Raw genomic sequence first — 22,762 nt, forward strand, 5'->3', positions numbered from 1 at the left:
GGGCGTTTGCATTTGGGCAGCTGAATCGTGGAGCGAATCACGAATTGCGTACCGCAGACCGGCTTATGTGAAGAACCGGCCTGCTGCCGCTCAAGCACCCCGCCTCCAGGCCGATGCAGACATCGAGACACCCCACCGTGGGGGTTTTGTCCTGTGTCGCATGGAGATGAAGATGAAGAACGGGATCGTCGCGATTGTGTTCACCGTTGCGCTCGCCGGCTTCGCAGCGTCGGCGCGGGCCGAGTGCACGTTCCCCAGGGCGCCCGCCAGCATTCCCGATGGCAATACAGCCTCGGAGCAGGAAATGGTCGCCGCCATGAATGCGTTCAAGGCATACAACGAAGAAGTGACGGCGTTCGGTACCTGCCTGGATGACGAAATCGACAGCAAATCCCCGGGCAGTGCGCAGCTCATGCAGATGAAGACCATGAAGACGAAGAAGCTCAATGCCGCCATCGCCGAGCTGGAAACCAAAGCCAGGCAATTCAACGAGCAGGTCCGCGCCTTCAAGGCACGCAGCTGACCCCATTGGAAGGTTCTGTCGCGCTGTAGGCGGTCACCCTGCGACTCATGTCGCAGTTGCACAAAATCATGCGCCGCTCGCATCAAGACACTTCCCGTCTTGCCGATGCACTGGCTGTGCCGCGCATTTCGTGGCCGAACCGATTATCGACCCTGCATTGGAGAAGAAAGCGATGACGCTGACGAAGACTCGATTCCTGGCCATCCTGGCGGTCGCCGCCCTGCCGCTGTCGGCACAGGCCGATTGCGTGTATCCCAAGGCCCCGGCCAGCATTCCCGACGGCAAAACAGCCAGCGAAGCGGAAATGATCAGCGCCATGTCGGCCTTCAAGGCCTATGACGCCGATGTGAAGGCGTTCGGCGCCTGCCTCGACGAGGAGACCAAGCAGAAGGCCACGGGCACCGCGCAGCTCATGCAGATCAAGACCATGCAGTCGAAGAAGCTGAACGCAGCCGTCGAGGAACTGCAGTCCAAGGCGAGGGAGTTCAACGAGCAGGTGCGTGTATTCAAGGCGCGCGGCTGAACGACGCATCTCGTTTCGTGGAGCCGGCGACCAGCTGGCGCTCATCAGGCTGACGCCTGATCCCACGACTCCAGAAAATCCTCAGAAGCTCCCGACGCCCGGCACCCGCCGGGCGTTTTCGTTTGCCGGAGTCGATCTGCCACAATCGACCCATGCTGTCACCCGCCCAAGCCGCCGCCGCGATTGCGGAACACGCCACACCGCTGGCAGCGGACTCCCTGCCACTCACCCATCTGGTGGGCACCGTGCTACGTGAGGCGATCGTCGCATCGCGTGACCAGCCACCCTTCGATCGGGTCACCATGGATGGCATTGCGTTCGCGAGCAGCGCCGGGCAACGCACGTTTCGCATTGCCGGTACCCAGGCTGCCGGCGCACCGCGCATGGTCCTGGCGAGCACCGACGCCTGCTTCGAAGTCATGACCGGCGCCGCGGTGCCGACGGGCTGCGATTGCGTCGTTCCGGTGGAACGAATCTCGATCGCGGACGGTGCCGCCACCGTGCATGACGATGTGCCCCTCGCCGCAGGCATGAACATTCACCCGCGCGGATTCGACTGTCGCGCCGGGGAACCGCTGCTGGAGCCGGGCACGCGCCTGGGGCCACCGGAAGTTGCCGTCATCGCCGCCTCGGGGCTGTCGCACGCACAGGCGAGCCGCTCACCGCGCATCGCGGTGATCTCGACCGGCGACGAACTGGTCGAGCCGGGCGAACCGGTACGCGAGTGGCAGATCTATCGCTCCAATGCCTACGGCGTCCTGGCATCGCTGCAACGTCGCGGCTACACGCACGTCGCGCTGGACCATCTGCCCGACGATCTCGACATCCTGCGTGAGCGACTGGCCAGGCACCTCGAGACCCACGACGTCTTGATCCTGAGCGGCGGCGTGTCGATGGGTAAATTCGACTTCATACCGCAGGTGCTCACCGAACTGGGCATCGCCGCGGTGTTCCACAAGATCGCGCAACGGCCCGGCAAGCCGATGTGGTTCGGTGTCGGCAGGACGCCCGCGACGGAGGGGCGGACCATCTATGCATTGCCGGGAAACCCTGTATCGACCCTGGTCTGCCTCGGCCGCTACGTATTACCGGGGCTGGCAGCGGCCATGGGAGCGTCGCAGAATGCTCCGGAACACATTGCCCTGGCCGAACCGGTCGATGTGAAGGTGGCGCTGACGCTCTTCATGCCCGTGCAATGCCTGAGCGCTGCCGCCGGTCAGGTACTGGCCAGGCCGCGCCCCACCAAGGGCTCCGGCGATTTCACGTCCCTGATCGGCACCGATGGGTTCGTGGAGTTACCCCCAGGACCGACCGTCGTGCCGGCGGGTATGATCGTTCCGTTCTATCGTTGGTAATCGTTGCATGGCGCAGATCGTCAACATACCGCTCACCGCCCGCCCGCACGACACGCTGGGCCGGCCGCTGCACGACCTGCGCATTTCAGTGATGGATCGGTGCAACTTCCGCTGCCCGTACTGCATGCCGAAGGAAACCTTCCACGAGCACTATCGATTCCTGAAGACCAGCGAGCGCCTGTCCTTCGAAGAAATCTCACGCCTGACCCGGCTGTTCGTCGAACTAGGCGTCAGGAAGGTGCGCCTGACCGGCGGCGAGCCGCTGCTGCGGCCGAACCTGGCGGAACTCATCGGCGAGCTCACGGCGCTGGAAGGCGTTCAGGACGTGGCCCTCACCACCAATGCGGTGCTGCTCGCACAGCACGCCGCACAACTGAAAGCGAACGGACTGCAGCGGATCACCGTCAGCCTGGATTCGCTCGATCCGGATATCTTCCGCCAGATGAGCGGCGGCTTCGCGGAGCGCGAGCGCGTACTGGAGGGCATCCAGGCGGCACTCGATGCCGGACTCACGCCCATCAAGATCAACGCGGTGGTCCAGCGCGGCCTCAACGATCACACCGTGCTCGATATGGTCGAGCGCTTTCGCGGCACGCCGGTCATCGTGCGCTTCATCGAATACATGGATGTCGGCAACCGCAATCACTGGAGCCTGGATCGCGTCGTCCCCTCGCGCGAACTGGTCGAGCGCATTGCAACCCGCTGGCCGCTGCATCCCGTGGAAGAAAACTATCGCGGCGAAGTCGCCGAGCGTTATGCCTTCGACGATGGCGCCGGCGAAATCGGCTTCATCTCCTCCGTGACGAATCCCTTCTGCGGCGCCTGCAGCCGCGCACGCCTGTCGTCCGAAGGCGTCCTGTACACCTGCCTTTTCGCGACGCAAGGCACGGATCTGCGCGGCCCTCTGCGCTCGGGCGCCAGCGACGACGAACTGCGTGCGTTGATTGCAACAACCTGGCAACACCGCGGCGACCGCTACAGCGAACAGCGCGCGACACTGAGCAGCAAGGAACATGCGCTGCGGAAGATCGAGATGTACTACATCGGCGGCTAGTGCCGCGGATGGGCTGCCGGGCGCTGGGCTCTGTCCGGAACCGGAACCCGCCGTTCGCGCAAACACTTCGCTTTGCTTCGCGCTATTCTTTCTCTGGCCAGCAGCCCAGAGCCCAATACCGAGCAGCCCTCTTCATGCCCATGTTCTCCCACATCGACTCCGCCAACCGCCCGACCATGGTCGATGTCGGCAACAAGACCGTCACCAAACGGACGGCCACGGCGGAGACGCGCGTGCGTTTTCCTGCAGACGTTGCGCATGCCTTGCGGGCGCGGGGCTTCAGCACTGCAAAGGGGCCAGTGTTCCAGACCGCGATCATCGCGGGTGTGATGGCCGCGAAACGTACGCATGAACTGATCCCGTTCTGTCATCCGCTGGGCATCGAGAACTGCAAGATCCACATCGACATGGATGGCGATGACGCACTCATTCATTGCACGGTGTCGGTCCGTCACAAGACGGGCGTCGAAATGGAGGCACTGACGGGCGCCTCCATTGCTGCGCTGACCGTGTACGACATGTGCAAGGCGCTGTCACACGACATCGCCATCGTGCAGACGAAGCTGGTGGAGAAGCGCGGCGGCAAGAGCGACATCGGCTGATTGCGGATTCCGGAATGTCAGACAGAGCGCACAGAGGTCACAGAGCCGGCAATCGGACGAAATTCTTCTCTGCAAAATCGGGCAGGCGGCGTTCCGGGACCCTTGTGACATTTCTCATCTTGAATTGACGACCATGACAGCCCCATCTCTTTTCGGCCTGATCCTCGCCGGTGGCGCCAGTACACGCATGCAGCGCGACAAGGCGGCGATTTCGTATCACGGCCAATCGCAATTGCAGTGGGCCTACGACCTGGTGTCGCAGGTGTGTGCCGCAACGTTCGTGTCCGTGCGTCCCGATCAGCGCGATGAGCCGACCCGCGCCGCGTTCCCGCAGATCGTCGATCGGCAGCCGGGCATCGGACCCATTGCCGGCATTACTGCGGCGATGAATCAGCATCCGAAAGCGGCGTGGCTGGTGATCGCGTGCGATTTGCCCTTTCTCACCAGAGAAACGTTGCAGCACCTGATCGAACGCCGCGACCCGCAGCACATCGCAACCGCGTTCCGCAGCGCGCACGATTCACTGCCCGAACCGCTGTGCGCCATCTGGGAACCCGCGGCACGTGAGCCGCTGCAGGCCTTCGTCGATGCGGGCAAGCACTGCCCACGAAAATTCCTGATCAATGCCAACACGCTGCTGCTCGACCTTCCCGATGCACGAGCGCTGGACAACGTGAACACGCAGCAGGAACTCGCAGCGGCGAACGCGGTATTGACCCCTGGCACTCACTCGCCGGATCAGGGGTCGGCGCCGCGCAGAACGATTCGCGTCCAGTACTTCGCGCTGTTCCGCGAGCAGGCCGGCCGTAGCGACGAATCGCTCGAGACGGCCGCAGCAACGCCCGCGCAGCTGTACGCTGAACTGCGCCAGCGTTATCCGTTCCACCTGGCACCCGAGCAGCTGAAGGTTGCAATCGACTCGGAGTTCGCCGACTGGCAGACGCCATTGCGCGGCGGCGAGACCGTCGTATTCATTCCTCCGGTGGCCGGCGGATGAACACGTTCCGCTTCAGCAGCTCGCCACTCGACGTCGCCGCGTATCAGCGCGAACTCGCCGATCCCACGGCGGGCGGCTATGCCGCGTTCGAAGGCTGGGTGCGCAATCACAACGAAGGTCTCGCGGTCACCCGACTCGAATACGAGGCATTCGAAGCCCTGGCCAACAACGAGGGCGAGCGCATCGTCGCCGAGGCCATTCACCGCTTCGGCGTAGTCAAGGCGGCCTGCGTGCATCGCGTGGGCTCACTCGCCATCGGCGATCTCGCCGTGTGGGTTGGCGTCAGTTCGCGTCATCGGGCCGAAGCATTCGCCGCGTGCCGCTTCATCATCGACGAAGTGAAACACCGGGTCCCGATCTGGAAGAAAGAGCACTACGTCAACGGCGACTCCGGCTGGGTGAACTGCGAGCGATGCGCGGAACATGCTCATGACCATGACCATGGTCATGAGCATGGGGCTGCTGGGCGCTGGGCACTGGGCTCTGGCCAGAATAAAGAACAGGAGAGTTGCGCCGTGTCGCCGTTGGCTCCGGCTCCCGCTCTGACCAGAGCCCAGCGCCCAGCATCCAGCAGCCCTCTCTTGGTGCCCGACTACTCCCGTCAGATGACCCTGCGCGACGTCGGCGCTGCAGGACAGGCGAAACTCGCCGCTGCGCGCGTACTGGTCATCGGCGCCGGGGGGCTCGGTGTGCCGGTGCTGAACTACCTCGCCGGCGCAGGCATCGGCACGATCGGCATTGCCGAGTCCGATGTGCTGGATGCGAGCAATCTGCATCGGCAGCCGCTGTATGCGTTGAGCGATGTCGGGCAACCGAAAGCCCAGCTCGCGGCGCAACGGCTGCGACAGCTGAATCCGTCCGTTCACATCCACACCCATGAACGCATCGAACCCGACAACGCGGTGGCGCTGATAGCGCAGTACGACGTCGTGGTGGAATGCAGCGACAACTTCGCAACCAAGTTCCTGGTCAACGACGCGGCGGTCATTACCTGCAAAGCGGCGATATTCGCCAGCGTGTATCAGTACGAGGGACAGCTCCAGGTCTATCGACCCGATCTCGACAACGCCTGTCTGCGCTGCCTGTGGCCTGAAGCCACGCGCGACGGCCTGGTCGGCAACTGCGCAGAAGCCGGCGTGCTCGGCCCGGTCCCCGGCGTGCTCGGCACGCTGCAGGCACTCGAAACCCTGAAACTGCTGCTGAATCTGCCGGGCCAGCTCGGCCATGAAATGCTGTTGGTCGATCTGCTGTCGCTGGATCAGCGGAAGCTGAAAACCTCCCATCGTCCTGACTGCCGTCACGATGCGACGCGGGTCATCGAAACACCGGCAGATCTGGAAGTGAACCTGCCGACGCTCACGGCGGCGACGGACGCGGGCTACGCATTGCTCGATGTGCGCGAACTGCGCGAAGTCAGCGACGAGCCGATCGCCGCCCCATCGCTGCACATACCGCTGGCCGTGCTGCTGGCGGACAGCAGCCAGCTCGATCCCGATCAGAAGTACCTGCTCATCTGTGCACGCGGCGCACGCAGCAAGGCCGCTGCCGAGCACCTGCGCTCGCACGGCTTCCCGCTTGCCTACTCACTGCGTGGCGGACTCACTGGAATCCAAGAACGGGAGTAACCGCAAAGAACGCAAACATCGCATAGAAAGAAATCATCTTCGTGTTCGTATGCGTTCTATGCGTTCTATGCGGTTACTCCTCATCCTCTCGCTTCACTCCACGTGAATGATCAGATCGATGCGGCGGTTGCGCGCGCGGCCTTCGGCGGTTTCGTTGGTGGCCACGGGACGGGTTTCGCCGTAGCCGATCGAAGTGATTTTCTCGGCATTGATGCCGAAGTTGGACACCAGGTACTGCCGCACGGCGTCGGCGCGATCCTGCGACAGGATCAGGTTGGCGGAGTCGGTGCCGTTGGCATCGGTGTGACCCTCGACGACCATCGATGCATCCGGAAACAGCGCGAGCGCATCGCGTACCTTGCTCATCAGGGATGCATTGGCCGCATCGATGTTGCTGCGTCCCGAGGCGAAGCGGATGCCGAGCAGGGACAGGACGACGTCCTCGCCCTGGCGATAGACGCGCGCTTCATTCGCGGTGAATGAGCTTTCGATGCGAAGGACGTTGCTGCGCAGACGTTCCTGCGCATCGACACGCCGCTGCAGGGCGATGCGTTCCTGCGAAACGCCGCCGAGCCGGGCTTCGAGCTTTTCCATCTCCCGATTCATGGCGGCGATCTGCTCGTTGCGATCCGCCAGCTCGCGATTCAGCCGCTGTGTTTCGCGCTGCTGCTCCTGGGTCAGCTTCTGCAGCTTCTGCATCACCGGCTGCATACCGTTATCGAAGCTGGCCTGCAGGTCCACTGCCGTCGCGATCTCTCGCAGCTGCGACTCCAGGGAGAGAATCAGTTCTTCGAGCCCGGCCTGCTCGCCCTTCTTGTTCAGCGTGGCCTCGATGAGCTTCGCGAGATACAGCGAATGACGGGCCTCGTAGCTGGCCTGCGCTGCCAGATTCACCGCGATGGTGGAATCATAGCGATTGCGATTGATCTCCTGCTCAGCCTGCGCGAGATAACGCTTCGCGGCCGCGATACTGCGCGGTGCGAACTTCTCGACCCTGGCCGCATCGGCCTGGGCAATCAAGCCACGCGCGTCGTTTACGACACCGTTGCGGATCGCCGTGAGCTCCACGTCCCGCAACAACACTTCGGCCTCCGCCGCGTAGCGCTGTGCACTCTTCACATCCTTTCGTTCGAGTGCCGTGGTTGCCTCGCGAAACCGTTCGTCTGCCTTGGTCCATGACTCGACTGCAAGCCTGGGCGCATTGGCGCTGACGGCTTCGGTGCGCGTGGCAACCACGGACCGTAGCGTGTCGCGCGCCGCAGCAGCGGCGGCAGTCGCCTGACTGAGCGCAGCAAGCCCCTCACTGAGAGCGGCACGGATGCGATCCGCGTCGCGCCCTCGCTCAGCATCGCGCGCTGCCACGTCGCGGGCGGTGACTGCGGCTCGAAAGCTCACGGGAGCGAGGGCATCGACCTGTTGCTGCCGTGCCTTGTCGATGGCGACCGACAATTCGCTCAAGGTGGGACTGCCACTTTGCGCCACGGCCGTTGCGGCCAGGAGCAACAGCAGGAACGATCTCATCAGTGTTGGCATACGCGCAGAGAGCCCGACAGAAGACGACGGTCAAGTATATAGGCGGGGAATCACGGGGAATTGTGACGCAGCGCCGGAACGGGCGATTGCGACGCGCTTATGGGCGTGTCTGACCGCTGCCCCGCACGACGTACTTGTAGCTGGTCAATTGCTCGACGCCCACCGGACCGCGGGCGTGGAACTTGTCGGTCGAAATTCCGATCTCGGCTCCCATGCCGAACTCGCCCCCATCCGCGAACTGCGTGGATGCGTTGTGGAGCACGATGGCGCTGTCGACGGTCGACAGGAAACGTTCGGCCGTTTCGGCGTTGCCCGTCACGATCGATTCGGTATGCCCCGAACCGTACTTCGCTATGTGCTGGACAGCGCCATCCACACCATCCACGAGTCGCGCCGCGATGATGCTGTCGAGGTATTCGGCATACCAGTCTTCTTCGCTGGCCGACACGACGCGACGATCGATACCGCGAATTGCATCGTCGCCGCGCACTTCACAGCCGGCATCGAGTAATGCAGTCACGATCGGCGCGAGCAGCGCGCCTGCCGCGCGATCGATCAGCAGCGTTTCTGCAGCTCCGCATACACCGGTGCGACGCAGCTTGGCATTGAGGACGATGCTGCGCGCCATCTCGAGATCGGCATCGCGATCGACATACACATGGCACACGCCTTCCAGGTGACCGATCACCGGCACACGCGCTTCCTGCTGCACACGCGACACCAGGCTCTTGCCGCCGCGCGGCACGATCACGTCGATGAAGTCGGTCATCGAACCCAGCATGTGACCCACGGCCGCGCGGTCTGTTGTCGGCACGAGCTGAACGGCCGCTTCCGGCAGCGACGCGGCGCGCAGCCCCGCCACCAGACATTGATGAATGGCGCGATTCGACCGGATGCTCTCGGAGCCGCCACGCAGGATCACCGCGTTGCCTGACTTGAGACACAGAGCACCTGCATCGGCGGTGACGTTGGGGCGGCTCTCGTAGATGATGCCGATTACGCCGAGCGGCACACGCACACGCTGAATGCGCATGCCATTGGGACGCGTCCACTCCGCCGTCACCACGCCGAGCGGATCAGCCAGACTCACGATGGCTTCGAGACCGGCCGCCATGCTCTCGATGCGCTTCTCATCCAGCATCAGGCGATCCAGCAGCGCTGCGGAGAGATCGCGCTCACGCGCGCTCTGCAGATCCTGACGATTCGCATCGAGGATCGCCGCGCGGTTTTCGCGAACTGCGGCGGCAACGGCAAGCAGCGCTGCATTGCGCTGCGCGGTAGTGGTGTTCGCCAATTCGCGCGCGGCGTCGACGGCCGCGTGCCCAATGGCGTTCATGAGGCTCGCAATATCCTGCGTGCGGGAATCGGGACTCGGCGCATTGACGTTCATGCAGGGCATTCTAGCAACGAGTCGCACACAGTAAAGAATTGTCAGACAACCCCGTCGAAATCAATTCGAATCGCTGCAGCAACTGCTTTTCCCGTGATTCCACCTCGCGCGTCGCCCGGCGGTCTCGCCTTCGCGGTTCTATGCGACTGTCGGCATTCCCATCGCGCGGCTCGCGGACAAGAGCAATATCATTGCGACGTGAGCCGGAAAAATTTCATATGAAGCACGGAGGCCGGAAGAAAAATCCTGATCGGATTGAACTGCGTGAACTGCGTGAACTGCGTGTGAAATTCTTACCCTCTTCCTCTGGAACACCCATATAGTTGGCGCTTGAGCACCTTGCCTATTGAGCTGCGCGGCAATGCAGCCATGGCGTGGGCGCCTGCACCTTCGCCGCCCCAGCAACAGCCTGAGACAGACCCGTGCCCCAGATCAGCGTCAACGGTCTGCAGTTCGAATACGAATCCTTCGGTTCGGCCGCCCATCCGACCGTGATTCTCATCATGGGCCTCGGCGCCCAGCTCGTCCGCTGGCCCCTGCGCTTCTGCGACAAACTCGTGGAACGCGGTTTTCGCGTGATCCGTTTCGACAATCGCGATATCGGCCTGTCGGCGAAGATGGACGGCGCGCCGGTACCGGAACTGGCCACGCTCATTGCAGCCCGCATGGCGGGACTACCGGCCCAGGTACCGTACACGCTGGAAGACATGGCCGCCGACACGGTCGGCCTGATGGACGCGCTGAAAATCGACAAGGCCCACATCGTCGGCGCATCGATGGGCGGCATGATCGCGCAGCTCGTCGCTGCGAACTATCCATCGCGTGTTCTGTCCCTGACCTCGATCATGTCGACCACCGGCAATCCGACACTGCCGCCGCCGGCGCGAGCGGCCTCTGCCGTACTGATGGCACGCGCGCCGCACCCCAGCGATCTCGAGGCGTATGTCCTGCACGGCCTGAACACGCTGCGGGTCATCGGCAGCCCCGGCGCGCCGCTCGACGAAGCGGCGGCGCGTGAACGCCTGATCGCAGAAGTGCAACGCAACTACAACCCGGCCGGCTTCGGACGTCAGATGGCCGCCGTCACGGCCAACGGCGATCGTCGCGAGAAATTGCGCCGCATCACCGCACCGACGATGGTGATCCACGGCGCCGACGATCCGCTGGTTCCGGTGGCAGGCGGCCGCGACACGGCCGACGCCATCGCAGGCGCCGAACTGCGCATCATTCCCGGCATGGGTCACGACCTGCCGCCGAAATTTCAGGAACAGATCGTCGATGCGATCGTCAGCATTGCGAAGCGCGCCGACGTGAGCGTCACCCGCTGAATTCACTCCACTAGCGAGGGATCGTGATGCAACGACTCGAAGGCAAGACAGCATTGATCAGCGGCGCAGCCAGCGGCATCGGCCGCGCCAGCGCCCTGCTGTTCGCAGCCGAGGGCGCCAACCTCGTCGTGCTCGACCGTGCACCGGCCGTCGAAGAAACGGCCTCGATGGTCCGCAACGCCGGCGGCAAAGTCGTCGCGCTCGTGAAGGACTCTGCGGACGAAGCCAACGTCACACTCGCGATCGATACGGCAGTCCGCGAATTCGGCGCGCTGGATGTGTGCTTTGCCAATGCCGGCGTGAGCGGCGGTCTCGTGCCGCTGCAGGAACAGACCGCCGAGCACTGGACCGAGATCCTCAAGATCAATCTCATCGGCACCTTCCTTGCCGTGAAGCACGCGGCCCGTGTCATGACGGCGCGCCGCGGCGGCTCCATCATCTGCACCGCATCGGTGGCCGGACTGCGCTCGGGCGCCGGCGGCTCGCCTTACAGCGCCAGCAAGGCCGGCGTCATCAGCCTGGTGCAGACGACGGCATGGCAGCTGCTCGGCAGCGGCGTACGCATCAATGCGATCTGTCCTGGTCTCATCGAAACCGGTATGACACGACCGATCTTCGATCAGGCGCGGGCGCGTGGAACCGATCACAAGATTGGACAGTTGAATCCATTGCGTCGGGCGGGTGCACCTGTGGAAATCGCGCAGATGGCGCTCTTCCTGGCGTCGGACGATTCGTCTTACGTGAACGGGCAGGCATTTCCGGTCGACGGCGGGCTATCGGCCTCGCATCCGGTCGTGCCACCGAGAATCTAACCTTCTGGAGTTCCTGTATGCCGCAACGCCAGCGTTCTGCCGCCTTCGATGCCCTGGAAACACTGGCGCTGGTCGGTGCACTCGGGTTGATCGTCGCACCGGCGCTCAAGGGCATTGCCTACCGTTGGCGCCTGCGAAATCCACAGGCCGCCAGCGAGGCTGCGGTGGACGAATCCCTGGACGACACGTTCCCCGCAAGCGATCCGCCGTCCGGTCGCTTCGTCGACATTCCGGAGAACCGCAAGGACCCGCAATAGCGGCAGTAACCAGGCGCCGGTCAGGGAAGCTTCAAGAGAACGCCTTATCGGCCCACCAGCTTTCGCAACTGCGCAATCAGCACGCTCGGCAGCACGGGCTTCGCGACTCGCGGCGCAGTCCGCTCGGGGGCAGGAAACAAGGCGTCGTCATCGGCATGTGCGGTCGCGAAGAGCAGCGGTACACCCTGCTGGCGTAACTGCCCCGCCAGTGCGAAGACGAACTCGCCATTGAGATTGACGTCCAGCACGGCGGCATCCGCTTGCTGGCTCGCCACGATCGCTTGGCCTTCGGCCACGCTCGAGACAGGACCGAGAACCTCGGCGCCATAGTCCTGCAGCAGCCCCTGCATGTCGAAGGCGACGATGAAGTCATCTTCGACCAGCAGGATCTTCAGACCCCGCAGCAGGTCGCTATCGCCTGCGCCTGCCGTGCCTGCATCACTGCCCTCTCCTGCAGTTGCATGCACGGGTGACGCGGCAATCCGCGGCGAGTCGCCCTCAGGGCTGCTGCATGAGCTCGAGCCTGGCCAGTTCCACGCGTACACAGGTTCCAGGCCGCGCACCTTCACGCAGCGGCGCGCGGTGCGTTTCGCCACCGAACTGGCGCGCCAGCATGTCGATGATGCGGGCACCCAGGCCACCGCCGCGCGCCGGTGCCAACAGCGGGTCGTGCGGCTCGATGTTCTCGTTGTTGTTGCTGTCATACCCCACCCCGTCGTCACTCACTTCCAAAAAGGGAGGTCCATCGGCCGTTACGCCGAAGATTACTCTGACGTCGCCTGCTTCACCGCCCGTGAAGCCATGCTTGATCGCATTCATGACCAGCTCGCTCGTCAGCACGCCCAGCGACACTGCATCGCGCGCGTGGATTTCGAGCGGCAGCAGGTCGTAGTCGATATGGATCCTGCCGTCCGGCGGCAATCCGGCGCCGATGTCGTCGAGCACGGCGCCGAGAACTTCGTTCGCCTTGACGGTGGCGAAGTCTGCGCCGAGCCGCAGCTTGCGATGTGAGGATGCCACCGCCTGGACGCGGGCCCTGGCGGCAGACAGCGCCTTCACGGCCTCCGGATTGGTCACGGCGCGCTGTTGCATGGTGAGGAATGACGAGACGAGCGCGAGATTGTTGCCGACCCGATGATTGACGTCCGTCAGCAGCGTCTCGGCGCGACTGCGCTCCCGCTGCGCCAGCTCCGTCGTGCGCGTGAGTTCCGCCGTGCGTTCGGCCACCCGGGCCTCGAGTTCCGCCTGATGCGCCACCACGCGCTGACGACTTTCTTCCAGACCGCGCAGGTACGCCCGCACGCTCAATAGCGCGAACGCCGCGAATACGCCGGCGACGATGACGAGCCCGCTGATCGTCGCAATGAACTGTTCCCGGATCACCGCTGCCTCGCGACGCCGGTCGATGAGTCGACCCGCCTCGCTATCGTTCATGGCGGCGATGCTGTCCCGGATTTCCTGCGTCATCTGCGCACCGCGCCCGCTCACGATCTGGTTCATGTCCTGGGGCTGGTTGTGCTGCGCGAGTTCGAGGGTCTGGTGGATGGCTGCCAGTCGCTCGGCCAGCAATGGCGCCAACTTCTCGATGCGTTGCTGCTGCAGGGGGTAGTCCGCCACCAGGCTGCGCAGCCGCAGTAACTGCGCCTGCAGCGATTCGTCCGCGGCGGCGACGGTTGCGAGAAACTGCTCATCGCGGGTGATGAGGTAGCCGCGCTGACCCGCCTCCGCATCGGTGACGTTCATCAGGAGCGAATCGAGGGCGTCCTGTACCTCGAGGGTGCGCGCGATCCACTCGTCAGTGCGTACGGCCGTGCGCGAAATGCCGATCAGCACGACGGTCGAGACGAAGAGCGTCATGAAGCACAGCGTCACTGTGATCAGCAGCGCGCGGCTGATGCGTGCGGATTTCTTTCCCAGATCCTGCATGCGGTCTCGCAATGGTGCGTGGACGATTCCGTTCTAAGGAGTACGCGGCGGATCGATGATCACCGGCAGCGCCCGGCAGCCCTCAATTCAAACGCCATCGGCCTGGGCCTCGACGGTGATCACCAGATCATCGCGATGGATGATCTCATCACGCCCGCGAAAACCCAGCAGCGCTTCGATTTCGGCGGACTTGCGACCGCGCAGCCGTTCGGCATCGGCGCTTGAATAGGCGGACAGGCCACGGGCGATCTCCAGTCCCTCGGCATCGCGCACCAACAGTGCATCGCCGCGGTCGAACCGGCCCTCGATGCGCGTTACGCCCGCGGGCAACAGGCTTTTGCCTCGCCGCAGCGCGGCCGCAGCGCCGGCATCCACGAACACTTCACCGGCGGCCTTGAGCGCACCGGCGATCCATTGCTTGCGCACGGTCGCCGGGCTCGCCGACGGATAGAACCAGCTGCAGCGTGCGCCGGTCTCGATTCTCCTGAGTGGATGCATCTCACGCCCGGCCGCGACACACATGTGGCATCCCGCCGTCACCGCGATCTTCGCAGCCGCGATTTTCGTCGCCATGCCGCCCGACCCGACTGCGGAGGCGGCGCCGCCGGCCATGCGTTCGATGTCGGGCGTGATCCGCCGCACCTCGGGAATGAACTGTGCCGACGGGTCTCGCGTGGGATCCGCGGTGTACAGGCCATCCACGTCCGACAGCAGCACCAGGCAGTCGGCGCTCATCATCTGCGCCACACGGGCCGCCAGACGATCGTTGTCGCCGTAGCGGATTTCCGCTGTCGCGACCGTGTCGTTTTCATTGATGACTGGAATGGCGCCGAGCCTGAGCAAGGTGCCGAGGGTGCTGCGTGCATTCAGATAACGACGACGTTCCTCGGTGTCGCCGAACGTCAGCAGGATCTGTGCCACGGTCAGCCCGTGCTGATCGAGCACTTCCTTCCATGCATGCGCGAGGCGGATCTGGCCGACGGCGGCAGCGGCCTGGCTTTCCTCCAGCTTCAACTTGCCGGGTTCGAGTCCCAGGTGGCGACGGCCCAGGGCAATGGCCCCGGAGGAGACCAGCAGCACGTCCTGGCCGCGCTCACGCAGGGTCGCGATGTCGGCGGCGAGGGTCTCGAGCCAGGTGCGATTGAGGCGTCCCGAGGCGGCTTCGACCAGCAATGCGGAACCGATCTTGATTACCACGCGTCTCGCCCGGGTAAGTGGTCCGGACGCCGTTTTGCGTTCCTTCGTGGTCATGGTTGAAAGATGCAGAGGGCTGACGTTTCAGTGTTGTGTGTTGTCCGCGGTCTTCCGGAGGCCGGTGTTGCGGCAAAAAACAGACCGGTGCATACCGCGCAAGGATGCTCGAGGCAGAGGCATGCATCGAGGCAGGGTCGGTGTGGATTGATGTCGGCTTTTCGCGGCGCGCAGCAGTTTAGCAGATGCCTGCGCGTGGCCATGCGATGCGAGAGTCACGGATGGCGATGATGGCAACATGTGTGCCTGATACAACGTGCTTGTTCTGTTGCCTGCCACCGGCCGGACCCCCTAATATCCTGCCGCTGGTCAGCTGCAGACTTTCGGTCGTACTGCAGACATTCCTTCCTTCCTTTTCATGTCGTCGTTTTGAGGTGTCACGTGGGTAGAGACTACGACCCGATCAAGGGGCAGTGGTTCGAAGATCTCGAAGAGAACGAGATTTTCCTGGTCTTGTCCGTCGATCCGGATGCGGAGCTCGTCGAGATCCAGTACGAGAATGGTGACATCGAGGAAATCGATCTCGACACCTGGCACGAACTCGACCTCGAGCGCAGCTCTGAGCCCGAAGGCTGGGCCAGTGACGTCGCCGTCGACGCTGAGGAAGCAGAAGACCTGGACGACGAAGAAGACGACGACTGGGACGAAGACGAGGACGAGGACGACTGGGATGAGGACGACGATGAGGACATGGACGACGACTACAGCGATCGTAACGACAACTGACGCGTGGGTCGTGACCTCCCGAGCGGTAGCGGGTCGCGACCTTCCCTTGCTTGAAAAGCGTCCGCCGAATCCCCACATGCACCAGCAACCCGCATTCTTCGCGGGATGAGATCAGTCGGGGCCTCGAATGAAGCGTATTTTCCTGTTCCTGGCGACCAACATCGCCATTCTGCTGGTGCTCAGCGTGACGCTGCGGCTGCTCGGGGTGGACCGTATCCTCGATGAGCAGGGCACCGGGCTCAATTACAACAACCTGCTCATCTATTCCGCCGTCCTCGGTTTCACCGGTTCGCTGATCTCGCTCGCCATCTCCAAGTGGAGCGCCAAGCGGTCCATGGGTGTGCAGGTCATCGAACAGCCGCGCACCGCGGATGAACAGTGGCTGGTCGAAACCGTGCGCCGCCAGGCGCAGGCCGCCGGCATCGGCATGCCTGAAGTAGGCATCTTCGATACACCGGAAATGAATGCCTTCGCCACGGGGGCCAATCGCAACAACGCACTGGTCGCAGTCAGCACCGGCTTGTTGCGAGGCATGTCGCGACAGGAAGCCGAGGCCGTGCTGGCGCACGAAGTCAGCCATGTCGCGAACGGCGACATGGTCACCCTGACCCTCATCCAGGGCGTGGTGAACACGTTCGTCATTTTCCTGTCGCGGATCGTCGGCTATGTCGTGGATCGCGTCGTGTTCAAGACGGAACGCGGCCATGGTCCGGCGTTCATGATCACGACCATCGTGGCGCAGCTGGTGCTCGGGATTCTCGCCAGCATGATCGTCATGTGGTTCTCGCGGCAGCGTGAGTTCCGTGCCGACAGCGGCGGCGCAACCCTGGCGGGCCGCCAGTCGATGATCGGCGCGCTCGAGCGCCTGCGTCAGTCGCATCCGCAGCCCCTGCCGGACAAGATGGCCGCGTTCGGCATCAGCGGCGGAATCGGCAGCGGACTCAAGCGCCTGTTCATGACGCACCCGCCGCTCGAAGAGCGCATCGCAGCGCTGCGTAACGCGACCTGATCGCCACGCAGTGAGCTTCCCGGGCCCGGATTCGGCTTGCTGAATCCGGGCCTTTTCATTTGAGACTCCTGATCGCATGACCTCGCATCGGCTCGCCCTGGTCTGGTTGCGTCGCGATCTGCGACTCGCCGACAACCCGGCGCTGGCCTATGCCCTTGCCAACGCCGGACAGATCCTGCCGGTGTTCATCCACAGCCCGCAGGACGAGGGAACCTGGGCACCGGGAGCCGCCAGCAACTGGTGGCTGCATCACAGCCTCACCGCACTCGAATCACAGCTTCTCGATCGCGGCAGTCGAATGATAGTGCGTCGCGGGGCTGCGCTGTCCGTGCTGCCGCAACTCGTGCGCGAGTCGGGCGCGACGCTGGTCACGTGGAATCGATTGTATGAACCGGCGATCGTCGCCCGCGATGCAGCGATCAAGACCCGGCTCGCCCAGAACGATATCGACGTCGAGAGTCACAACGCGGCCCTGCTGTTCGAACCCTGGACGATCCGCAACGGTCAGCAGTTGCCCTATCGGGTGTTCACGCCGTTCTGGCGTAGCGCGCTGACGCAGATCGATCGCCTGCCGGCGCCGCAGCCCGCACCGCGGCGCCTCGCGACCACCAGCAACAAACTCGATTCGCTCACCATCGCCGACCTCGCGCTGCTGCCCGACATTCACTGGGACGAAGGCATCGCGCAGCATTGGGAACCGGGCGAAGCCGGTGCACATCGACAGCTCGAGCGCTTTGCGAAGGCGGCATCCGACTACGCCCACGCACGCGATCGACCCGACCTCACTGGCACGTCTTCGCTGTCGCCCCACCTGCACTTCGGCGAGATCGGCCCGCGGCAGATCTTCGCGCGTCTGCATCTGCAGGCCGCCAGTTCGAATTCGCTGGCCACGTACGCGAAGGAACTGGGCTGGCGCGAGTTCGCGCATCACCTGCTCTTTCACTTTCCGCATACCACCGACAAGCCGCTCGATACGCGCTTCGAACACTGGCAGTGGGGGCGCAGCAAGAGCCTGCTGCGTGCCTGGCAGCGTGGCATGACCGGCTACCCGCTCGTCGATGCCGGCATGCGCGAGTTGTGGCACAGGGGCTGGATGCACAATCGTGTGCGCATGATCGCCGCGTCGTTCCTGACCAAGAACCTGCAGATCCACTGGCTGCAGGGCGCGCGCTGGTTCTGGGACACGCTGGTCGACGCCGATCTCGCCAGCAATACGCTGGGCTGGCAATGGACAGCAGGCTGTGGCGCCGACGCCGCGCCGTACTACCGGATCTTCAATCCGGTGCTGCAGGCGGAGAAGTTCGATCCCCAGCGCGCCTATATCCGCCAGTGGCTACCGGAACTGGCAACACTCCCCGACAAGTGGATTCATCGTCCCTGGGAAGCACCCGACGACCTCCTGAGCCGCGCCGGAATCGTGCTCGGCAAGACCTATCCGCGACCCGTGATCGACCTGCGACAAAGCCGTGACGACGCGCTGACTGCCTACCAGGTCATGAAGCAGTCCTCGGACTCCCCCTAGGCCAACGGCACTTACTCAAGCATCGCAGTGGCGTCAGCGAAGAAGAATCGAAGATTTCCACGGGGTACACGGGGAGATTCTCTTCTCAGGATTCGGAATCCCGTCACACACGCCAGGTAAGCGGCACTGGGCTGCGACTGGAGGGAATGCCACGGGGAAGCCGGACCCACAGAAGAACCGACGAAACAGCTCAAGTCAGCGCCATTGCTCCCACGCTCGTTCCAGTGCGCCCCTGTTTTGCTAGGCTCCCGGACATGAAGCCCATCGCGCGGGTTCGCTGATCGTGCTGCCCTTCCGGCTCGGGATCTTCGTCGGCGTGGCTGCTCTGTGCCTGTGGGGATTGTTTTCGCTGCTCGACTCGCTCAAGGAACCGGGGCTGTTGCGCACCGACAAGGCCACCGTGGTGAAGGGTTGCGATTCCCTCGACTCGAACGAAGCGCAACAGCAATGTCCCGTCCTGTTCTGCCAGAAAGCATTGCTCGATGCGAAGCAGGCGCCCCTGCAGGCCGCGTTCGAAATGACCATCGATACGCCCCGCGACGATGGACAGCGCCTGCTGGCGGGCACCGCAACAGCTGACGGGAATGTCAGCTACTTCGTCTGCGCAATGAGCGCGCTGAAAGTGACCGAGGCGCAGCGCATCGGGCAGGAAGAGTATGAGGAGTTGACGGTCGACATTGATAACTGAGAGCTGGAATGCAGACGGACCTGCCCTGACTGTCATGCGCTGCACTACTGACTTATCTCGCGCCAGCGTCGGTGCAGACCGCAACGCACGCCCGTCGACAGGCGACTAGAATCCCCCAATGAACGCCCGACCCACACCCTCTGCCGAAGCGCTGGATCGCCTGCGCGCCATCGTCGGCCCGCAAGGCTTCCTCGATCAGGCCGGCGACGTCGAACCGTTCCTCACCGATCATCGCAAGCTGTATCGCGGCGCGACACCGCTGGTCCTGCGGCCCGACAGCACCGACCAGGTCGCAGCCATCCTGCGCTTATGTAACGAGTCCGGCATCGGCGTCGTCCCCGTCGGCGGCAATACCAGCTATTGCGGCGGAGCCACGCCGAGTGCCGATGGCTCGCAGATCGTCATCTCTCTGTCGCGCATGCGGCGCGTCCGTGCCGTGGATCCACTCAACTACACGATGGTGGTCGAGGCAGGCTGCGTGCTGGCGCAGGCGCAGGCAGCGGCCAGCGAGGTCGGACGTCTGTTTCCGCTGAGTCTCGGCTCGGAGGGCTCGTGTCAGATCGGCGGCAATCTGTCGACCAACGCGGGCGGCACCGCGGTACTGCGTTACGGAATGATGCGTGACCTGGTTCTGGGACTCGAAGTGGTGCTGCCCGACGGCCGCATCCTCGATAGCCTGAGCTCGCTGCGCAAGGACAACACCGGCTACGACCTGCGCGATCTGTTCATCGGCGCGGAAGGCACGCTCGGCATCATCACCGCCGCCGTGTGCAAACTGTTCTCCCGACCGGCTTCCATCCTGACTGCGATCCTCGCGATCCCGGAACCGGCCGCCGCAGTCAAGCTGCTCTCACGCCTGCGCGTCGCGAGTTGCGACTGTGTCAGCACGTTCGAACTCATGCCGCGCCTGGCGCTCGACATGGTGCTGAAAAACATCAGCGATACGACCGATCCGTTCGACACACGCTACAACTGGTACGTGCTGCTCGAGATCGGCAGCGGCGGCTACGACACCGGACTGCACGAGAGCATCGAAGCGGAACTGTCGAAGGCGATGGACGAAGGGCTGATCGCCAACGCCGCACTCGCCTCCAGCGATGCGCAGCGCGAAAAATTCTGGCGGCTGCGTGAATCCATTCCCGAGGGCCAGCGTCGCGAAGGCGCCAGCATCAAGCACGACATCTCGGTGAGCAGCAGCGAGTTGCCGCGCTTCATCGTCGAAGGGTCGGACGCGATTCAGCAGATCGCACCGGAAGCACGCATCGTCGCCTACGGCCACCTCGGCGACGGCAACCTGCATTTCAACGCGAGCCAGCCCACGCAGGGCGATGCCGCATCGTTCGAAGCACTCGCCCCGCGCATCAACCGCGCAGTCCACGATCTGGTGGCGAGATACGGCGGCAGCTTCAGCGCCGAACACGGCATCGGCCAGCTCAAGCGTGGGGAACTGCAGCGCTACAAGAATCCCGTCGCGCTGTCCGTCATGAAATCGATCAAGCACGCGCTCGATCCGAAGGGGATCATGAATCCGGGGAAAGTCCTTTAGGCAGTGGATAGTTGAAAGTTGATAGCGAAGATGCCGGTCCTCCGCTTCGCCCTCACTATCAACTACTCAGCTTCCGACCTTCCCTCCATCCGTTCTGCGCACCGCGATGACGCTCGAGCGAGGTTGCGAATTACCTCCGTCGGGCCAGTGACTCTTCGGTGCGTCGACGCTGCCGTTTTCGCCGGGATGCTGGATGCTGAAGAACAGTGTGGTGTTGTCGGGTGTGAACTGCACGCCGCACACTTCGGCACCCACCGGTGCGCTCATGAACCGCTGCAGCTTGCCGCGCTCGGGTCCCGTCGTCGGGCAGGCCCAGCAGCCATCGTTGAGTTCCTGCGGCTGCGTGCCATCCGTGACGATCCACAGATTGCCGGCGATATCGAAGCCGATGTTGTCGGGTGAACCGATGGCGCTGATGTCTGCGGCCTTGGTGTAGCCGGCAAAATAGGTGTCTTCCGAGCCGACCTTGCCCGACTGCAACTCGGCAATGCTGGTGATCAGCCGGCCGCGGCGCGGATCGCCGGCCAGAATGAACACCTCCCACGAAAACCCGAGCGAGGTGTGATCGTCGCCCGCTTCCCGGATCTCGATGATGTGGCCATAGAGATTCCTGCCGCGCGGGTTCGCCGCATTGGGGCCGCGGTCGATCTCGCGCCCGGAATACGCACGTGGCGTGGCCTGCGGCTCGCGCGAGTCATTGCGCGTGCAGGCGATGTAAATGCGCCCCGTCGTTGGATTCGCTTCGACATCCTCCGGGCGATCCATCGGCGTGGCTCCCAGCACATACGCAGCCGCACGCGCCTTGATCAGAACCTCGGCCTGATTGCGAAAGCCCGCCGCTGCATTCAGCGGGCCCTTCTCGTCGTACACGAGCGGCAACCACTGTCCGCTGCCGCTGGCGTCGAAACGCGCGACGTGCAATGTGCCCGCATCCAGCAGATCGCGATTCGCGCCCGGGTTTTTCGCATCGAACCGTCCGGATGAAATGAACTTGTAGACGTACTCGAACTTGTCGTCGTCGCCCATGTACACGGCAATGCGGCCATCGGGCGCGACCACGGGGCTCGCGCCTTCGTGGGCAAACCGGCCAAGCGCAGTGCGCTTCACCGGTGCGCGCGTCGGATCACGGGGATCGATTTCCACGATCCAGCCAAAACGAAACGGCTCACAGGGTTCCTGCGCCAGATCGAATCGCGCATGCACGTTCTCCCAACCATACAGCGAATGCTGTTTCCACAAGCGCCAGCAGCGATGCGCTTCGACGATATGCGCATCCACGTCCTTGCGGGCCTGCAGCGCCGCGAAGTTGCCGAAGTAATCCTGAATGTTTTCCTCGGCGGTCAGGTAGGTGCCCCACGGCGTTTCGCCGCCCGCGCAATTGCCGAATGTGCCCAATGCAGCAATGCCGTCGGGATCTGCATGAGTCCGCATCAATGCCGCGCCCCGCGCGGGACCACGGATCTGCATCGGCGTGTCGGCAGTGATGCGCCGGTTGAAGCGCGAATCCTTCACCATTCGCCAGCGCCCCTGCTCGCACGCCACTTCGATCACCGAGACGCCGGTCGCCGCAATCGACACGTTGACCAGCTGCGGATGCTGCCGGACATATTCACGGCCCTTGCCACTCACCGCGCCGTCGAATCCCGGATGACCCGGATACATCAGCGCGTCGTCGGTGTATTCGTTGTTGACACAGAGGATGCCGCGATCGCCCTTGCCGTCGAACGGAAAGAAGTGGATGGCATCGCAGTTCTGACCGAACCACGAGCGCTGCAGTTCGGCCGCGTTCGCTTCCAACAGCACACCCTGCGCGAGCTTCGATGCATCGAGGTCCGGCACTTTGGAAAACAGGCTGTCGCCCCAGCGCGCGACGATGTCGTATGTGTAACCGGGCGGCAGCGCGATCGCGTCTTTGCCGCTGGCGGCGATCGCGGTGAACCCGAGCTTCGGCGAATCCGCGAACGCCACGCCCGCATTGAAAAGTGCCGGAACTGCCGCCAGAGGCGCGAGCGCAGCCCCTGCGCTGAGCACCTGGCGGCGGGACAAACGTTGTTCGAGAAGATCGCCGAAAGTGGGTGATGTCATGATTCCGCAG

General features: G+C 63.7%; 21 protein-coding genes. 15 read left to right on the forward strand and 6 right to left on the reverse strand.

The features are described 5' to 3' along the window. The first annotated feature begins 172 nt into the window (after positions 1-172). The 7 genes from VIZ63_RS18980 (at position 173) to VIZ63_RS19010 (ending at position 6,679) form a co-directional block, all read left to right on the forward strand. The gene (locus VIZ63_RS18980; protein WP_331611293.1) at positions 173-523 is read left to right on the forward strand and encodes a hypothetical protein; all 351 of its coding nucleotides are present in this window, start codon (positions 173-175) and stop codon (positions 521-523) included. Between the two features lie 130 nt (positions 524-653). Then, the gene (locus tag VIZ63_RS18985) at positions 654-1,046 is read left to right on the forward strand and encodes a hypothetical protein (RefSeq protein WP_331611294.1); all 393 of its coding nucleotides are present in this window, start codon (positions 654-656) and stop codon (positions 1,044-1,046) included. Between the two features lie 152 nt (positions 1,047-1,198). Beyond that, entirely contained in the window at positions 1,199-2,401 is a 1,203-nt protein-coding gene (locus VIZ63_RS18990; RefSeq protein ID WP_331611296.1) for a molybdopterin molybdotransferase MoeA, read from the forward strand. A gap of 7 nt (positions 2,402-2,408) precedes the next feature. Further along, positions 2,409-3,455 (forward strand): GTP 3',8-cyclase MoaA, encoded by a 1,047-nt coding sequence (gene moaA / locus VIZ63_RS18995; RefSeq protein ID WP_331611297.1) that lies wholly within the window; start codon positions 2,409-2,411, stop codon positions 3,453-3,455. 134 nt (positions 3,456-3,589) lie between these two features. Next, a complete protein-coding gene (moaC, locus tag VIZ63_RS19000) occupies positions 3,590-4,057 on the forward strand; it encodes a cyclic pyranopterin monophosphate synthase MoaC (protein WP_331611298.1) in 468 nt (155 codons plus the stop codon). 133 nt (positions 4,058-4,190) lie between these two features. Next, on the forward strand, positions 4,191-5,054 hold the full coding sequence (locus tag VIZ63_RS19005) for an NTP transferase domain-containing protein (RefSeq protein ID WP_331611299.1): 864 nt from the start codon (positions 4,191-4,193) through the stop codon (positions 5,052-5,054). After that, positions 5,051-6,679, forward strand: coding sequence for a ThiF family adenylyltransferase (locus VIZ63_RS19010; RefSeq protein ID WP_331611300.1), 1,629 nt, complete (start codon positions 5,051-5,053; stop codon positions 6,677-6,679). Before VIZ63_RS19005 ends, VIZ63_RS19010 begins: the two co-directional genes overlap by 4 nt. Before the next feature lie 93 nt (positions 6,680-6,772). Here VIZ63_RS19010 and VIZ63_RS19015 read toward each other — a convergent pair whose 3' ends face one another. Together VIZ63_RS19015 and VIZ63_RS19020 are read right to left on the reverse strand one after the other, a co-directional pair. Beyond that, the gene (locus VIZ63_RS19015) at positions 6,773-8,200 is read right to left on the reverse strand and encodes an OmpA family protein (RefSeq protein WP_331611301.1); all 1,428 of its coding nucleotides are present in this window, start codon (positions 8,198-8,200) and stop codon (positions 6,773-6,775) included. A 109-nt stretch (positions 8,201-8,309) separates the two neighbouring features. Continuing rightward, positions 8,310-9,602: a glutamate-5-semialdehyde dehydrogenase gene (locus VIZ63_RS19020; RefSeq protein ID WP_414703816.1), complete on the reverse strand. Its 1,293-nt coding sequence runs from the start codon at positions 9,600-9,602 to the stop codon at positions 8,310-8,312. Between the two features lie 422 nt (positions 9,603-10,024). On the opposite strand from VIZ63_RS19020, the gene VIZ63_RS19025 reads away from it, so the two are divergent. Genes VIZ63_RS19025 through VIZ63_RS19035 form a run of 3 tightly spaced genes read left to right on the forward strand, consistent with a single transcriptional unit; the run spans position 10,025 to position 11,999 of the window. Beyond that, positions 10,025-10,930 (forward strand): alpha/beta hydrolase, encoded by a 906-nt coding sequence (locus VIZ63_RS19025; RefSeq protein ID WP_331611304.1) that lies wholly within the window; start codon positions 10,025-10,027, stop codon positions 10,928-10,930. Between the two features lie 26 nt (positions 10,931-10,956). Further along, a complete protein-coding gene (locus tag VIZ63_RS19030; RefSeq protein WP_331611305.1) occupies positions 10,957-11,742 on the forward strand; it encodes an SDR family NAD(P)-dependent oxidoreductase in 786 nt (261 codons plus the stop codon). Positions 11,743-11,759: 17 nt separating this feature from the next. Further along, a complete protein-coding gene (locus tag VIZ63_RS19035) occupies positions 11,760-11,999 on the forward strand; it encodes a hypothetical protein (protein ID WP_331611307.1) in 240 nt (79 codons plus the stop codon). A 44-nt stretch (positions 12,000-12,043) separates the two neighbouring features. Here the strand turns inward: VIZ63_RS19035 and VIZ63_RS19040 are convergent, their stop codons facing one another. The 3 genes from VIZ63_RS19040 to proB form a co-directional block, all read right to left on the reverse strand. Next, complete coding sequence (locus VIZ63_RS19040; RefSeq protein ID WP_331611308.1) at positions 12,044-12,466, reverse strand: response regulator; 423 nt, start codon at positions 12,464-12,466, stop codon at positions 12,044-12,046. A 31-nt stretch (positions 12,467-12,497) separates the two neighbouring features. Beyond that, positions 12,498-13,925 carry a sensor histidine kinase gene (locus VIZ63_RS19045; RefSeq protein WP_331611309.1) on the reverse strand — a complete coding sequence of 476 codons (1,428 nt, stop codon included), beginning with the start codon at positions 13,923-13,925 and terminating at the stop codon, positions 12,498-12,500. Between the two features lie 87 nt (positions 13,926-14,012). Next, positions 14,013-15,176, reverse strand: coding sequence for a glutamate 5-kinase (proB, locus tag VIZ63_RS19050; protein ID WP_331611310.1), 1,164 nt, complete (start codon positions 15,174-15,176; stop codon positions 14,013-14,015). A gap of 381 nt (positions 15,177-15,557) precedes the next feature. On the opposite strand from proB, the gene VIZ63_RS19055 reads away from it, so the two are divergent. The 5 genes from VIZ63_RS19055 to VIZ63_RS19075 all read left to right on the forward strand — a co-directional run bounded on the left by VIZ63_RS19055 (position 15,558) and on the right by VIZ63_RS19075 (position 20,667). After that, positions 15,558-15,902, forward strand: a complete 345-nt coding sequence (locus tag VIZ63_RS19055; protein WP_331611311.1) for a DUF6763 family protein — start codon at positions 15,558-15,560, stop codon at positions 15,900-15,902. 127 nt (positions 15,903-16,029) lie between these two features. After that, positions 16,030-16,911, forward strand: coding sequence for a protease HtpX (gene htpX, locus VIZ63_RS19060; protein ID WP_331611312.1), 882 nt, complete (start codon positions 16,030-16,032; stop codon positions 16,909-16,911). A 76-nt stretch (positions 16,912-16,987) separates the two neighbouring features. Beyond that, positions 16,988-18,433, forward strand: a complete 1,446-nt coding sequence (locus tag VIZ63_RS19065) for a deoxyribodipyrimidine photo-lyase (RefSeq protein WP_331611313.1) — start codon at positions 16,988-16,990, stop codon at positions 18,431-18,433. A 283-nt stretch (positions 18,434-18,716) separates the two neighbouring features. Further along, the gene (locus tag VIZ63_RS19070) at positions 18,717-19,121 is read left to right on the forward strand and encodes a hypothetical protein (protein ID WP_331611314.1); all 405 of its coding nucleotides are present in this window, start codon (positions 18,717-18,719) and stop codon (positions 19,119-19,121) included. A gap of 118 nt (positions 19,122-19,239) precedes the next feature. Then, complete coding sequence (locus tag VIZ63_RS19075; RefSeq protein WP_331611315.1) at positions 19,240-20,667, forward strand: FAD-binding oxidoreductase; 1,428 nt, start codon at positions 19,240-19,242, stop codon at positions 20,665-20,667. Positions 20,668-20,733: 66 nt separating this feature from the next. Here VIZ63_RS19075 and VIZ63_RS19080 read toward each other — a convergent pair whose 3' ends face one another. Then, the gene (locus VIZ63_RS19080; protein ID WP_331611316.1) at positions 20,734-22,752 is read right to left on the reverse strand and encodes a PhoX family phosphatase; all 2,019 of its coding nucleotides are present in this window, start codon (positions 22,750-22,752) and stop codon (positions 20,734-20,736) included. Positions 22,753-22,762 lie beyond the last annotated feature (10 nt).

Source organism: Povalibacter sp. (assembly GCF_036520495.1).
Classification (GTDB): Bacteria; Pseudomonadota; Gammaproteobacteria; order Steroidobacterales; family Steroidobacteraceae; genus Steroidobacter.

Coding starts and splice junctions, on each gene's coding strand:
- VIZ63_RS18990 (WP_331611296.1), top strand. CDS start 1,199: ATGCTGTCACCCGCCCAAGCCGCCGCCGCGATTGCGGAACACGCCACA.
- VIZ63_RS19075 (WP_331611315.1), top strand. CDS start 19,240: ATGAACGCCCGACCCACACCCTCTGCCGAAGCGCTGGATCGCCTGCGC.
- VIZ63_RS19030 (WP_331611305.1), top strand. CDS start 10,957: ATGCAACGACTCGAAGGCAAGACAGCATTGATCAGCGGCGCAGCCAGC.
- VIZ63_RS19020 (WP_414703816.1), bottom strand. CDS start 9,602: ATGAACGTCAATGCGCCGAGTCCCGATTCCCGCACGCAGGATATTGCG.
- VIZ63_RS19015 (WP_331611301.1), bottom strand. CDS start 8,200: ATGAGATCGTTCCTGCTGTTGCTCCTGGCCGCAACGGCCGTGGCGCAA.
- moaA (WP_331611297.1), top strand. CDS start 2,409: ATGGCGCAGATCGTCAACATACCGCTCACCGCCCGCCCGCACGACACG.
- VIZ63_RS19045 (WP_331611309.1), bottom strand. CDS start 13,925: ATGCAGGATCTGGGAAAGAAATCCGCACGCATCAGCCGCGCGCTGCTG.
- VIZ63_RS19005 (WP_331611299.1), top strand. CDS start 4,191: ATGACAGCCCCATCTCTTTTCGGCCTGATCCTCGCCGGTGGCGCCAGT.
- VIZ63_RS19080 (WP_331611316.1), bottom strand. CDS start 22,752: ATGACATCACCCACTTTCGGCGATCTTCTCGAACAACGTTTGTCCCGC.
- htpX (WP_331611312.1), top strand. CDS start 16,030: ATGAAGCGTATTTTCCTGTTCCTGGCGACCAACATCGCCATTCTGCTG.
- VIZ63_RS19035 (WP_331611307.1), top strand. CDS start 11,760: ATGCCGCAACGCCAGCGTTCTGCCGCCTTCGATGCCCTGGAAACACTG.
- VIZ63_RS18980 (WP_331611293.1), top strand. CDS start 173: ATGAAGAACGGGATCGTCGCGATTGTGTTCACCGTTGCGCTCGCCGGC.
- moaC (WP_331611298.1), top strand. CDS start 3,590: ATGCCCATGTTCTCCCACATCGACTCCGCCAACCGCCCGACCATGGTC.
- proB (WP_331611310.1), bottom strand. CDS start 15,176: ATGACCACGAAGGAACGCAAAACGGCGTCCGGACCACTTACCCGGGCG.
- VIZ63_RS19010 (WP_331611300.1), top strand. CDS start 5,051: ATGAACACGTTCCGCTTCAGCAGCTCGCCACTCGACGTCGCCGCGTAT.
- VIZ63_RS19065 (WP_331611313.1), top strand. CDS start 16,988: ATGACCTCGCATCGGCTCGCCCTGGTCTGGTTGCGTCGCGATCTGCGA.